Here is a 14,240-nt window from a genome sequence, read left to right on the forward strand (position 1 = left end):
TAAAAATATCTTTTGTTGTGATACATAAAAGATTATACCCATTCATGCATATACTAAACATAAAAAATATTTTTTTGGAAAAATTAAAAATATGGTTTTAAAATGATATAATTAATATAAGAAAAATTATATATATAAAAAAGTTATGAAGGGGTGAATAAAATGGATTTAAGAATACAAAAACTTGCGGAAAATCTTATCAACTATTCATGTGAACTAAAAAAAGGAGAAAGAGTCCTAATAGAAAGTTATGGACAAGCTACAATGCCTTTAGTTAAAGCTCTTGTAAAGGAAGCGTATAAAGTAGGAGCTGTACCATTTGTAGAATTAAAAGATAATTCCATTTTAAGACAGATATTGCTAGAAGCAACTGAACAGCAGATAAAATTTATGGCTGAATATGAACTTTTGCGTATGAAGGGAATGGATGCATACATAGGAATTAGAGGAAATGATAATGTAAGCGAAATGGGAGATGTTCCTTCTGATAAAATGGCAATTTATATGGAACATTTTTCAAAACCTGTACATTCTGAAGAGAGAGTGAACAATACTAAATGGGTAGTTTTAAGATATCCAAATAATTCTATGGCACAGCTTGCAAATATGAGTTTAGAAGCCTTTGAAGATTTTTATTTTAACGTTTGCAATCTCGACTATAAAAAGATGTCAAAAGCTATGGATAATTTAGTTAAACTCATGGAAAAGACAGATAAAGTACATATAAAAGGTAAAGGTACAGATTTAACTTTTTCTATTAAGGGAATACCGGTAATTAAATGTGATGGCAAATTAAATATACCAGATGGAGAAGTATTTACTGCTCCTGTAAGAGATTCTGTGAATGGATATTTAACTTACAATTGTCCGGCAGTTTATCAAGGCGTTACATATGAAAATATAAGACTTGAATTTGAAAATGGAAAAATAGTTAAGGCTACATCAAATGATACAGAGAGAATAAATAAAGTATTTGATACTGATGAAGGAGCAAGATATATAGGAGAATTTGCTATAGGTGTAAATCCGTATATAACTACTCCTATGAAAGATACTTTATTTGATGAAAAAATAATGGGAAGTTTTCATTTTACTCCCGGAAAATCTTATGATGATGCTCCAAATGGAAATAAATCTGCTATACATTGGGATTTAGTTTGTATTCAAACTCCTGAGTATGGTGGAGGAGAAATATATTTTGATGATGTTTTAATTAGAAAAGATGGAAGATTTGTTTTGCCAGAGCTTGAAGCATTAAATCCTGAAAATTTAAAATAGGAAAGAAGTATGAGCCAAAAAGCCTTTTTATAAACAGGTTTTTTGGCTTTTTACTTTTTATTTGACTATAGAAAAATAATGTTTTAGAATTTAATAGTATTTATAATTAAATTAAATATTAGTGCTATTTGGAGGAAAAAATGAAAGAATTATTTAAGTTATTTGGTATTTTTTTTAAAATAGGAGCTTTTACTTTTGGTGGCGGTTATGCTATGATACCGCTTATAGAAGAAGAAATAGTTAATAAAAATAAGTGGATTGATGAAGATGAATTTTTAGATATTATAGCAGTTGCTCAATCTATACCCGGGGCACTAGCAGTCAATACATCTACTTATATTGGTTATAAAATTTTTGGTCTTAAGGGAGCAATTATATCCTGTTTAGGAGTTGTACTTCCATCTTTTATAATAATTTTAACTATTGCAAAATTTTTAATACTCTTTTTAAACAAAGGATGTGTGGAAAAATTTTTTGCAGGAGTAAGACCAGCAGTAGTTTCATTAATACTTGTAGCAGTATTTAAACTTAAAAAGGGAATAAAAAAAAGTTTGTTTAGTTTTGTGATAATAATTACAACTATTATACTTATTTTAATATTCAAAGTTCATCCTATATTGATTATAATAATTTCAGGTCTTTTAGGTTATTATTTTTATAAAGGAGTAAATGTAGATGAGTCAAATTCTTAAAATTTTTATGACATTTTTGAAGATAGGGGCATTTAGTTTTGGTGGAGGATATGCGATGATTCCTTTTATAGAGAAAGAAATAGTGGAAAAAAATAGTTGGCTTTCTCTTAAAGAATTTATTGATATTATTGCAATATCTCAAATGACCCCCGGACCAATAGCAATAAATTCATCTACTTTTGTAGGATTTAAGATTTCAAAATTTTGGGGGGCAGTAGCAGGAACTATAGGGGTAATATTGGTTTCATTTATATTGATGACTATACTTGCTAGTTATTTAAAAAATTTTAGTAATTCTAAAGCAGTTAAAAGTATTTTTATGGGAATTAGACCAGCTGTACTTGGATTGATATTTAGTGCGGCAGTATCTGTTGGAAAGACGGCTATAGTAGATTTTAAAAGTTTAATTATTGCTTTTATAGTTTTATTTTCAATATTAAAGCTTAAGTTGCATCCTATTTTATGTATTGCAATATCGGGAATAATAGGATTGATTGTATTTTAAAGGGTTTATAACTAGCAATTACCGTAGAGATTAAAAGTTGTTTTATTATATAATGAAAAGTAGGTTTCTTTTAAAAGTAGTTGATAGTTTAGTTATTGAGGAAGTTTAAAAAAAAAGGGGGATTTGGGTATGAAAAGACAAGCACTATTAACTTTTATTGTGCTGATTTTTATTATATCAGGGGGAATTATATGTTATTTTCAAAAGCAAAAAGAAGTACAAAATAGAGTAGAGAAAGTAGCTAAGTTAGTATTTGAAAATATAGTTGTTAAAGATTATGGAAAGGCAATAGTAGAGGAAAATGAAATTTATATTCCTGTAGAGCTTATAAGAAATTATATAGATTCAGATTTAGAATTGAGTGATGATAAGAAAAGGGTCTATATAAATATATCAGATAAAAATTTAGAACTTGAAGATAAGAGTTTAACTAAATTTGTTGTGGAAAATGGAGTAAAAATAAATCTATTAACAAAAATAGAGGATAATATAGTCTATATTCCGGGAAAATTAACTAGCAAGATTTTTAATATTGATATAAATTATATTGAAACAACAAAAGTAGTTACAGTTGATAGGTTTACAGAAGAAATTAAATTTGGAAAGATAAAGGAAGATACTGTATTAAAGTTAAAAAATAATAAATTTAGTTTTACGATAGATAAGCTGTTTAAAAATGAAAAAGTAAGAGTTTTTAAAGAATATAAAGATTGGTATGAAGTTAGAAATAAAGTTGGACATTTGGGTTTTGTTCAAAGAAAATATATTGATGAGTTTACTAAAAAAATCAGTTTTAATAATAAATTAAATACTAAGAGAGAAGATTTTGATAAAAGTAAAAAGATAAATATTACTTGGGAGTATGTCTATGAAAGAACGCCTGATATAAAAAATGAGGATAAAATAGACGGTCTTGATGTAGTATCTCCTACTTGGTTTAAAATATCTAAAAATGGAGTAGTTATAAATAATGCAGATATAAATTATGTAAAAGAAGCTCATAAAAAAGGATATAAAATATGGGGTGTTGTCAATAATGGATTTGACCCTAACATAACAACTAATATATTGAATAATGAAAAGCTGAAAAATAAAGTCATAGCACAGATAGCTTTTTATGCTTCTTTATATGATTTAAACGGTATAAATATAGATTTTGAAAATATCTATTATGAAGATAAAAGTGCATTTGTGAAGTTTGTTGAAGATTTGACTAGAATATTAAAAAAACAAAATTTAATTGTATCTATAGATATTACAGTTCCGGGTGGCAGTAAGAGATGGTCTAAAGTTTATGACAGAGAAAAATTGGCTAAAATAGTAGATTATATTGCATTAATGGCATATGATGAACATTGGGCAACTAGTCCTAAAAGTGGTTCAGTAGCTTCAATAGGATGGGTTGAAAGAGGTATAGTTAAAACTCTTGAAAGTGTACCTAAAGAAAAACTTTTATTAGGGGTACCATTTTATACTAGGATATGGAAGGAAACTGTAGATGAAAATGGCAAGATAAAAGTAACTTCTAAAGCTATACCTATAAAAAATGTAAAAAAAATAATAGAAGAAAATGATGCTGTAGTTGTCTGGGATAGTAAAGCAGGACAATATTTTGCTACTTATAAAAAGGATAGTGCAGTATATAAAATTTGGATTGAAGATGCTGAATCTATTAAATTAAAACTTAAATTGGCTCATAAATACGGGCTAAAGGGTATAGCATCATGGAGAAAAGGATATGAATATGAAGAAATTTGGGAAGTTATAAAAATGATAAAAGATGATAAAAAGCTTCTTTAAAATAAATGCATAGGCATATATGCCTATGCATTTATTTTAAAGAAATTATGATTATTCATCAAAAGAAAATAGAAAAAGTTTTTAATTAATGTTGACATGGTTTATAATATTTCATATACTTTGAATATTAATAACATTTAAAGGAGAGAATTTTTTATGAATTTACCATCTTTAAAAATAGGTGATTTAATTGCTAAAGTTCCAATTATACAAGGAGGTATGGGTATAGGTGTTTCTCTTTCAAAATTAGCTTCAGCTGTAGCAAATGAAGGGGGAATAGGGGTTATTTCAGGAGTTCAAATAGGTTTTAGAGAAAAAGATTTTAAGATAAATAATGATATTGCAAATATAAGAGGTCTTATTAAAGAAATCAGAAAAGCAAGAGAATTAAGTCCTAATGGGATTTTAGGAGTAAATATACTGTCAGCTGTTAATAATTACAAAGATATGGTTAAGACAGCAGTAAAAGAAAAAATTGATTTGATAATTTCAGGAGCAGGACTTCCAAAACAGTTGCCTGAGTTAGTTAAAGGTTCTAATACAAAAATTGCTCCAATAGTTTCGTCATCTAAAGCAATATCTGTTATAGCAAAAATATGGGATAAAAGATATAAGTATATTCCAGACGCAGTAATAGTAGAAGGTCCTTATGCTGGAGGACATTTAGGTTTTTCTGTTCAGCAGTTAAAATCTTTAAAATTACCGAAATTAAGTGATATAGTAAAAGAAGTAATAGAGACATTAAAACCTTTTGAGGAAAAATATAAAAAGAAAGTACCTGTTATTGCGGCAGGAGGAATTTATACAGGTCGTGATATTGCTAAATTTTTAAAAATTGGTGCAGCTGGAGTTCAGATGGCTACAAGATTTGTTGCTACAGAGGAATGTGATGCACATATTAATTTTAAAAATGCATATATATCTGCTAAAGAGGAGGATATTCAAATTGTAGTAAGTCCTTTAGGTATGCCCGGACGAGCAATTCGTAATGAATTTATAAAATCTGTTGAGAAGGGAAAGCAGCCAATAAATAAGTGTTATAGATGTTTAAAACATTGTAGCCCTGCGTCTGCTCCATACTGCATATCAGATGCATTAATAAATTCTGTTCAAGGCGATATTGAAAGAGGGTTAGTTTTTGTAGGAACTACTGCTTATAGATTGAAAGAAATTACTACTGTAAAAAAATTAATAAATGAATTAGTCAGTGAAGCAGAAGAAAGTTTAGGTTAAATAAAAATTGCAATTAAGTTATATGTAAATCGTTAAAAATATTATTTTCTTTTTATAAAAAAATTAGTACTAATTATTAGTTTGATGTTTTAAGTTATAAATTTTTGAATTGAATTTTTTTAAATTTTAAATTTAAGTAAGCAATGAAAAAGCGTGGATTTATCCACGCTTTGACAAAAAAGTTTAATTAAATTTTATATTTTTTAAGTTCATTTTTTAAGTTATTTGTTAATTCTTCTAACATATTAACATAATCCATAAGTTCTGTAATTTTATCTGAATATTCCATAACACTTGCACTCATTTCTTCTGCTGAAGCAGAATTTTGCTGTGCGATAGCTGCTAGGGAATGTATATTTTCAAAAACTTTGGATATTTTTTTAGTTTCAGTACTTAATTTGTCAACTAATTCAACAATACCATTTGATACATCAGTAATTTCGTTAGTTGCAGTTTGGTTATCTGTGGCGACATTTTGCAGTGTTTTACTACTTTCTTCTAATTGAAGGAATTGGTTGGTTACTTGTTTAATCATATCATTGACTTCCATTGTGAAAGTATTAAGATTATCGTTTATTATTTTAACTGCATTTTTTGAATCCTCAGCTAATTTTCTTATTTCATCTGCTACAACTGTAAAGCCTCTGCCCATTTCTCCAGCTCTAGCTGCTTCGATAGCTGCATTAAGTGCCAAAAGATTTGTTTGTTCTGATATTTGTTCAACAGTTATTACGATATTAATTATATCTTGGACTTTATTTGCTAGTTCTTCTCCTTTTGAATTTACTTTTGCAAAGTTATCTTTTACTTCTAAGAGCATATTTGAAACAGCTTGAAGTTCTTGAAATGATTTTTCAATATTTGATACAGCATTTTCAAGTTGTTTTTTTCTAATATTTTCTTCTTCTGCAAGGTTATTTAAAATTTCAATATTTTCATTTAGAATGTAAACAGATTTTTCTGTTTCTTCAGCTTGATGAACAGCTCCATTAGCTACTTCTTGAACAGCACTAGAAATTCCTTCAGAAACTTCTTTCATGCTACTGGCTATATTTGAAAATGTTATAGTGAAATTGTGAACATCATCCATACCACCTTTAAGGTATATAAAATCTTTCTTTATATTATTTTTTATTTTATTTATTTCATTAATATGTTTTTCAAATTCATCTCCAGATTTTATTTTTGTATCTCCAACAAAATTTAGATTTTCAAGTTTAGAAAGTTCATCTTGAACAACTTTTAAAGGTGATATAGCTGTTTTGGCAATTAAATATGTAACTATAAATACAGCGGCTGTAAATAAGCTGCTTTTTATTATATTTTGATTGCTTAAAAAGAAAAAAATGAATGATATTATTGTAGTTGGCAGTGCTATTTTTAAAGATATATCTTTAATAAAACCAAAAGATAAAAATTTAGAAAGTGTGTAGTTTTTAATAACTGATGGGTCTTTTTCAAGTTTTATTTTTACTTTCATAAAATGTCTTCCATCGTTATATTTCCCACTGTCAAGTATATTGTATTCCATTTTTTCATTAAAAAATTTGGCACTACCTTCTAAAAGACCTAAAAAATAGTCAAACATGCCTCTTTTAGATTCATATAAAATTTCTATTTCTTTAGGGGCAGTTTCTGTAGCTATTAATCTAGGTGGTTTTGCTCCTTTTATCATCTTTGTAAGTTGAGTATGTACGTCATCCATCATCATGAGAAAACCTTTTAGGCTAAATCTTTCGAAATAAGAAGGAAACCATTTGCTAAATGTTTCTATATTTTTTCTTCCTATTTCTCTCCAGACTTCTCCGGGTGTTTTGTTTGTAAGATTAGCAACTTCTTCTACTATAACCATAGGTTCATTATCGTGAATGTCTTCAAGTGGCGTAATGACCCTATTTTTTTGCCATCCTACTTTTGAAATGGCTTTGTCGACAATTTCTTTACCATATAAATTTTCTAAAGTATTTATCCAAGTTGAAACTACAGTACCTTTCAAATCCAATACCTCCTTTAGCTAAAAACATATCTCTATATCATTATAATATGAATATTTGAATTTGTATTTAATATGTGAAAATTTTTTTCTACAAGCTATATATATCCAAATTGAGACTATGATAAACAGAAGTAAAAAAATAAAAAAAGTGCTGTTTAAATAAAATAGTATAGTATATAATTATAAGTAATATTGACTTTAAAACTTATATTTAAGAAAAAGAGTTTTTTTAAAGAAAGTTAAACTTTGGAGTTGGAGATTTAGTTTATTTGACGCTTTAGAGACGAATAGATATTATAATTTAATTATAAATTTCAGAATAATTAATATGGAGGGAATATTATGAAAACAGATGTCCAAATAGCCCAAGAGGCCAAAATGCTTCCTATAGTAGAAATAGCAAAAAAGTTGGATTTAACTGAAGATGAATTAGAGCTTTATGGAAAATATAAAGCAAAAATTTCATTAGACGTATATAAGAGACTTGAAGACAAAGAAGACGGAAAACTAGTGTTAGTTACGGCAATCAATCCTACATCTGCTGGAGAAGGTAAAACTACTACGAATGTTGGTTTAAGTATGGGGCTTAATAAAATAGGAAAAAAGGCAATAACAACATTGAGAGAGCCTTCCCTTGGACCTTGCTTTGGTATTAAAGGTGGAGCAGCTGGTGGAGGATATGCTCAGGTAGTTCCTATGGAAGATATTAACCTTCATTTTACAGGTGATATACATGCTATAACTACTGCTCATAATTTACTTTCAGCTCTTTTAGATAATCACATTCATCAAGGAAATAAGCTTAATATAGACCCAAGACGAATTACATGGAAAAGAGTTCTTGATATGAACGACAGAGCTCTTAGAAAGATAGTAATAGGACTTGGCGGAAGGGGAAACGGAGTACCAAGAGAAGATGGTTTTGATATAACTGTAGCATCTGAAATCATGGCTATATTATGTTTAGCTACAAGCATAGAGGACCTTAAAGAAAGACTTTCAAAGATGATAGTTGGATATACTTATGATAACGAACCTGTAACTGCTGGACAGCTTGATGCAACTGGTTCTTTGACACTACTCTTAAAAGACGCAATAAAACCAAATCTTGTTCAGACGTTAGAAAATACACCAGCTATTATACATGGAGGTCCTTTTGCAAATATAGCACATGGTTGTAATTCTGTAATGGCAACAAAAATTGCATTGAAACTTGCTGATTATGTTGTTACAGAAGCTGGATTTGGTGCAGATTTGGGAGCAGAAAAGTTTTTTAATATAAAATGTAGATATGCAAATCTTAAACCAGATGTAACTGTGATAGTTGCAACTGTAAGAGCATTAAAAAATCATGGTGGAGTAGCAAAGGCAGATTTAGGTAAAGAAAATATGGAAGCATTGGCAAAGGGATTTGAAAATCTTGAAAAGCAGATAGAAAATGTTCAAAAATTTGGAGTACCTGCAGTTGTTGCTATAAATAGATTCCCAACTGATACGGAAGATGAGTTGAAATATATAGAAGATAAATGTAAAGAACTTGGTGTTGATGTAGTATTATCAGAAGTTTGGGCAAAAGGTGGAGAAGGTGGAGTACAGCTTGCTAAAAAAGTTGTAGAGCTTTCAGAGAGCGGAAAATCAAATTATAGACCTCTTTATGATTTAGATATGTCTATAAGAGAAAAAATAGAAACTATAGCAAAAGAAATATATGGAGCGGATGGAGTAGAATTTTCATCAAAGGCGTTAAAAGAAATTGAAAAATATGAAAGAATAGGGCTTGATAAACTTCCAATATGTATGGCTAAAACTCAATATTCATTATCTGATAATCCAAAACTTTTAGGAAGACCAAGAGGGTTTACTATTACAGTAAAAGAAATTAGAGCTTCTGCTGGTGCAGGTTTCTTAGTAGCTTTAACTGGAGATATTATGACTATGCCCGGACTACCAAAAGTTCCAGCAGCAAATAAAATAGATTTACTGCCTAATGGAGAAATCGTAGGATTATTTTAATATAGATAAATTTTATAATTTACTAAAGGTCAATGGAGTAAAATACTCTGTTGACTTTTTTTATTGATTACAGTTTTAAGCAAAATAAAATTAAGCAGAAATTAGAATTATAAATAATTTAAAATTAGAATTATAAAAAACTTAGAGATTTAATTTGAAACTTACAACATGAAACTTGCAATTTATATTTTGCAATAATTTTAAAATAAAGGATTGACAAAAGATTTTTTAAAGTTTATAATTAAATTACAAAATTGGTATATACAACATAACATTATTACAACAAATTAAATTTAGGAAGGTTGAAGTGTATTGAAATATAAGATGGTTGAAGGGAGAAATGAAAATACATTAGATATTGATATACTTCCTACTATTGATATAGTGAGAAAAATAAATGAAGAAGACAAAAAAGTAGCATATGCAGTTGAAAAGGAAATAGAAAGTATTGCAAAAGCTGTAGATTATATAGTTGAAAGTTTTAATAATGGAGGGAGGTTATTTTATTTAGGAAGTGGAACTAGCGGAAAGATTGGTGTAGTAGATGCATCTGAATGTCCTCCGACATTTGGTGTAGATGATGATATGGTGCAAGGTATTATTTCGGGGGGAAAAGAAGCTGTATGGGGATGGCTTGAACATACTGAAGATGATGAAAAATTAGCTATTAGAGATTTAAAAGATAAAGGAGTTAGCAATAAAGATGTTATAGTTGGCATAACAGCAAGTGGAAATACTCCTTATGTATTAAAAGGGATAGAATATGCAAATGAATTAGGAGCTAAAACTATAGGACTTATATGTAATAAAAGTGGAAAGTTAAAGTACATGAGCGATATATGTATTTGCATAGACGTTGGACCAGAAGTTATTATGGGTTCTACTAGAATGAAGGCAGGAACGGCACAGAAAATGGTTTTAAATATATTAAGTACAGCATCAATGATTAAAATAGGTAAAGTTTATAGTAATCTTATGATAAATGTCAGACCTATAAATCAAAAGTTGAAAAAACGTGTAGAGACTATTGTATATCTGGCAACAGGAGAAAATAAAGAAATTATTAAAAAAGTACTAGATAAATGTAATTATGATGCTAAATTGGCTATAGTAATGATTAGTAAAAAAATGGATTTAGATAGTGCAAAGAAGTTTATAAAAGATAATAACGGAATTATTAATCAGTTAATTATAGAAAGTGATTTGCAAAGAAAGATAAAAAAATAAAGTGATTTTTTTTTATAAAGACATGGAAAACGTTTTATAAAAATTGAAGAAGATGATATTTAAAAAAGGTTGGAGGGTTAAAAGTGAGAAAAGTTTCTAAAAATAATCCATTACCTTTGTATTATCAATTGAAAGAAATAATACAGGAAATGATTGAAAATGAAGAGCTAAAACCGGGCGATCCAGTTCCACCAGAAAGGGAATTATGCGAAATACACGGTGTAAGTAGAATGACAGCTAGGAAAGCAATAATGGATTTAGTAAATGAGGGATTACTGTATAGAGAACAGGGAAAAGGGACTTTTGTTTCAGCTCCAAAAATAAAGCAACAATTATCGCAGTTAAAGGGTTTTACAGAAGATATGGAGGAAAAAGGGCTAAAGACTGATACAAAATTGTTATCATTTGAAATAAAAAAAGCTACAAAGAAGATAAGAGAGCATTTGAATTTAACTCAAGAAGATAGTTTAATTATAGAAATAAAGAGATTGAGAAAAATAGAAAATGAACCTATTGCAGTAGAAACTGCTTGGATACCTTTAAATATGTGTCCGGATTTTACTAGAGAAACTCTTGAAGGTAATTCGCTCTATAGTATTATAAGAAAAAAATATAACTATAATTTGGATTATGCAAAGCAGACTATAGAACCTATAAAAATAAATGAATATGAAAGCAGTTTATTAAATGTAAAGCCGGAATCTTTAGCGCTTTTATTTAGAAGAAAAACTTATTTAGACGATGGTAGAGTTATAGAATATACAAAAGCTATTTATAGAAGTGATAAATACAAGTATGAAGTAATACTTAGATAATGTTTAATAAATTATTTATATAAATTTAAAATAATTTTAAAGGGAGGATTTTAAAAGTGAAAAAGTCGTTTGGCAAAATTCAAAAAATTGGTAAGGCTTTAATGCTTCCAGTAGCAGTTTTACCAGCAGCTGGTTTACTGCTTAGGTTAGGAGCTCCTGATGTATTTAATATTCCATTTATTATGAAAGCTGGAGATGCTATATTTTCAAATCTTGCATTATTATTTGCAATAGGTGTAGCAGTAGGTTTGGCATTTGATAATGCCGGAGCGGCAGGTTTAGCTGGAGCAGTTGGATATTTAGTTCTTACAAATGCAGTTGTAACAATAAACAAAGATATAAATATGAGTGTTCTTGCAGGAATTATATCGGGTATTGTAGCTGGAGTCATGTATAATAAGTTTCATGATATTAAACTACCAGATTGGTTAGGCTTTTTTGGAGGAAAGAGATTTGTACCAATTATTACGGCTACTATAAGTGTTTTATTAGCACTAATATTTGGTTATATTTGGCCGCCTATTCAAAGCGGAATTCATGCAACAGGTGAATGGATTATAAAAGCTGGAGTTTTAGGAGTATTTGCATTTGGATTTTTAAATAGATTGTTAATACCGGTTGGATTACACCATGTCATGAATAGTTTTGTTTGGTTTGTATTTGGGGAATATAATGGTAAGACGGGAGATTTAAGCAGATTTTTTGCTGGTGACCCAACAGCAGGTTCATTTATGGCAGGATTTTTCCCGATATTTATGTTTGCTCTTCCAGCAGCAGCTTTTGCTATGATTAAGATGGCTAAAAAGGAAAATAGAAAGGCAATAGCTGGAGCAATGATAAGTGTTGCACTTACATCTTTCTTAACAGGTATTACTGAACCAGTAGAGTTTATCTTTATGTTTCTTGCACCAGTACTTTATATAACACATGCTATTTTAACAGGTGTATCTATGGCTGTAGTTTATATGTTGGGAATTAAGCATGGATTTACATTTTCAGCTGGAGCTATTGACTACTTTTTAAATATGGGGTTATCTACAAAAGGTTGGTTGATTATACCTATTGGTATTGTATTTGGAATAATATATTATATAGTTTTCGTATATGCAATAAAAAAATTAGATTTACCTACACCCGGTAGAATGGATGATGAAGGAGATTTAACAGCTGGAAATATGGAAAATAAAGAATTATCTAATATTGCAGTGGCTTATATAGAAAAGTTAGGCGGTATAGATAATTTAGAGGAAATAGATGCCTGTATAACTAGGTTGAGATTAACACTTAAAGATAATTCAATAGTAGATGATAATGAATTGAAGAAATTGGGAGCTTCTGGTGTAATTAGACCGAACAGTAAAAATATACAGGTAGTAGTAGGTACAAAAGCTGAAATAATAGCTGATGCGATGAAAAAACATATTAAAAAAATAAAAAATGAGGCTTAATAGTAAAAAATGGCATGGTGACTGATGGTGAGTCATCATGCCATTTTATAAGGAAGGGATGGAAGTATGAATACAGTATATGGTTTGACTAATGGAAAAATAATACTTGGAGAAAATGTTTTAGAGGATAAAGTGTTGATATTTAAAGACAAAATATTAAAAATAGCAGATAAAGAAGATTTAATAGAGTATGAGTCTATCCATCTGATAGATGTTAATGGTAATTATATATCTCCGGGATTTATAGATATTCATATTCATGGAGCAGGTGGTAGTGATACGATGGATGGGACTTTAAATTCAATAGAGAATATAAGTAGAACACTTGTAAAGACAGGTGTTACGAGTTTTTTAGCTACTACTATGACTATGAGTAAAAAAGTTATATATGGTGTGCTTGATACTGTAAGAAAAGCTGTGAATACAGATTTTAAAGGAGCAAAAGTGTTAGGTGCTCATTTAGAAGGTCCTTTTATAAGTGAAAAATATAAAGGAGCACAAAATGCTAAGTATATAGTAAGGCCAGGTTATGATTTTGTTAAGGGTTATACAGATATTATAAAAATAATTACTTTAGCACCAGAAATGGATATAGAATTTAAGTTTATAAAAAAGATAAAGGAAACTGGAGAGAATATAGTACTGTCTGTAGGACATTCAAATGCCACATATGAAGAATGTATAAATTCAATAAAAGAAGGAATTTCACATGGTACACATATATTTAATGCGATGTCTCCTATGCATCATAGGATGCCCGGTGTAGTAGGAGCTGTATTAAATAGTGATGTTACTTGTGAAATTATAGCAGATAAAATTCATGTTCATCCTGCTATTTTCCAATTGTTATTAAAAACAAAAGGTATAGATAAAATAATTCTTATAACAGATTCTATGAGGGCAGGAGCTATGAAAGAGGGTATATATGAATTAGGAGGACAAAAAGTAATTGTAAAGGATGGACAGGCGAGGCTTGAAAATAATACTTTAGCTGGTAGTGTACTTACAATGAATAGTGCAGTCAAAAATTTTATGGAGCACACAGATATAAATATACAAAATGTAATAAAATTGGCAACTATAAATCCAGCTAGAGTAATAGGTATAGATGATAAAAAGGGAAGTCTACATGAAGGTAAAGATGCTGATATAGTAGTTTTTGATAAGAATTTTGACATATATCTTACAGTAGTAGAAGGAAATATATTATATAAAAAATAATATGCGGAGGGT

At 29.0% G+C, this 14,240-nt stretch carries 11 protein-coding genes; 10 read left to right on the forward strand and 1 reads right to left on the reverse strand.

Features of this window, described 5'->3' with window-relative positions; genetic code table 11:
- Nucleotides 1–162 precede the first annotated feature (162 nt).
- The 5 genes from BUA90_RS05070 to BUA90_RS05090 all read left to right on the forward strand — a co-directional run bounded on the left by BUA90_RS05070 (nucleotide 163) and on the right by BUA90_RS05090 (nucleotide 5,508).
- The gene (locus BUA90_RS05070) at nucleotides 163–1,278 is read left to right on the forward strand and encodes an aminopeptidase (protein WP_072966309.1); all 1,116 of its coding nucleotides are present in this window, start codon (nucleotides 163–165) and stop codon (nucleotides 1,276–1,278) included.
- Nucleotides 1,279–1,418: 140 nt separating this feature from the next.
- Nucleotides 1,419–1,970, forward strand: a complete 552-nt coding sequence (locus BUA90_RS05075) for a chromate transporter (protein ID WP_072966310.1) — start codon at nucleotides 1,419–1,421, stop codon at nucleotides 1,968–1,970.
- On the forward strand, nucleotides 1,954–2,475 hold the full coding sequence (locus BUA90_RS05080; protein ID WP_072966311.1) for a chromate transporter: 522 nt from the start codon (nucleotides 1,954–1,956) through the stop codon (nucleotides 2,473–2,475). The genes BUA90_RS05075 and BUA90_RS05080 overlap by 17 nt, the downstream gene beginning before the upstream one ends.
- 129 nt (nucleotides 2,476–2,604) lie before the next feature.
- Nucleotides 2,605–4,275 carry a glycosyl hydrolase family 18 protein gene (locus BUA90_RS05085; RefSeq protein ID WP_072966313.1) on the forward strand — a complete coding sequence of 557 codons (1,671 nt, stop codon included), beginning with the start codon at nucleotides 2,605–2,607 and terminating at the stop codon, nucleotides 4,273–4,275.
- A 156-nt stretch (nucleotides 4,276–4,431) separates the two neighbouring features.
- Nucleotides 4,432–5,508 carry an NAD(P)H-dependent flavin oxidoreductase gene (locus BUA90_RS05090; RefSeq protein WP_072966316.1) on the forward strand — a complete coding sequence of 359 codons (1,077 nt, stop codon included), beginning with the start codon at nucleotides 4,432–4,434 and terminating at the stop codon, nucleotides 5,506–5,508.
- A 187-nt stretch (nucleotides 5,509–5,695) separates the two neighbouring features.
- Here the strand turns inward: BUA90_RS05090 and BUA90_RS05095 are convergent, their stop codons facing one another.
- Entirely contained in the window at nucleotides 5,696–7,504 is a 1,809-nt protein-coding gene (locus tag BUA90_RS05095; RefSeq protein WP_072966319.1) for a heme NO-binding domain-containing protein, read from the reverse strand.
- 342 nt (nucleotides 7,505–7,846) lie between these two features.
- Between BUA90_RS05095 and BUA90_RS05100 the strand changes: the two genes are divergently transcribed.
- The 5 genes from BUA90_RS05100 to nagA all read left to right on the forward strand — a co-directional run bounded on the left by BUA90_RS05100 (nucleotide 7,847) and on the right by nagA (nucleotide 14,228).
- Nucleotides 7,847–9,517 (forward strand): formate--tetrahydrofolate ligase, encoded by a 1,671-nt coding sequence (locus BUA90_RS05100; RefSeq protein ID WP_072966322.1) that lies wholly within the window; start codon nucleotides 7,847–7,849, stop codon nucleotides 9,515–9,517.
- A gap of 312 nt (nucleotides 9,518–9,829) precedes the next feature.
- Nucleotides 9,830–10,744, forward strand: a complete 915-nt coding sequence (gene murQ, locus BUA90_RS05105; RefSeq protein ID WP_242945048.1) for an N-acetylmuramic acid 6-phosphate etherase — start codon at nucleotides 9,830–9,832, stop codon at nucleotides 10,742–10,744.
- Nucleotides 10,745–10,827: 83 nt separating this feature from the next.
- Nucleotides 10,828–11,559, forward strand: coding sequence for a GntR family transcriptional regulator (locus tag BUA90_RS05110; RefSeq protein ID WP_072966325.1), 732 nt, complete (start codon nucleotides 10,828–10,830; stop codon nucleotides 11,557–11,559).
- A 56-nt stretch (nucleotides 11,560–11,615) separates the two neighbouring features.
- Nucleotides 11,616–13,007, forward strand: coding sequence for an N-acetylglucosamine-specific PTS transporter subunit IIBC (nagE, locus tag BUA90_RS05115; protein ID WP_094756742.1), 1,392 nt, complete (start codon nucleotides 11,616–11,618; stop codon nucleotides 13,005–13,007).
- Nucleotides 13,008–13,073: 66 nt separating this feature from the next.
- On the forward strand, nucleotides 13,074–14,228 hold the full coding sequence (nagA, locus tag BUA90_RS05120) for an N-acetylglucosamine-6-phosphate deacetylase (protein ID WP_072966327.1): 1,155 nt from the start codon (nucleotides 13,074–13,076) through the stop codon (nucleotides 14,226–14,228).
- Nucleotides 14,229–14,240: the final 12 nt, after the last annotated feature.

The organism is Caminicella sporogenes DSM 14501, from assembly GCF_900142285.1.
Taxonomy (GTDB): Bacteria; Bacillota; Clostridia; order Peptostreptococcales; family Caminicellaceae; genus Caminicella; species Caminicella sporogenes.

Bases quoted from the DNA above. Each gene is read 5' to 3' on its own strand.
- BUA90_RS05070 (WP_072966309.1), top strand. From the start codon at position 163: ATGGATTTAAGAATACAAAAACTTGCGGAAAATCTTATCAACTATTCA.
- BUA90_RS05075 (WP_072966310.1), top strand. From the start codon at position 1,419: ATGAAAGAATTATTTAAGTTATTTGGTATTTTTTTTAAAATAGGAGCT.
- BUA90_RS05080 (WP_072966311.1), top strand. From the start codon at position 1,954: ATGAGTCAAATTCTTAAAATTTTTATGACATTTTTGAAGATAGGGGCA.
- BUA90_RS05085 (WP_072966313.1), top strand. From the start codon at position 2,605: ATGAAAAGACAAGCACTATTAACTTTTATTGTGCTGATTTTTATTATA.
- BUA90_RS05090 (WP_072966316.1), top strand. From the start codon at position 4,432: ATGAATTTACCATCTTTAAAAATAGGTGATTTAATTGCTAAAGTTCCA.
- BUA90_RS05100 (WP_072966322.1), top strand. From the start codon at position 7,847: ATGAAAACAGATGTCCAAATAGCCCAAGAGGCCAAAATGCTTCCTATA.
- nagA (WP_072966327.1), top strand. From the start codon at position 13,074: ATGAATACAGTATATGGTTTGACTAATGGAAAAATAATACTTGGAGAA.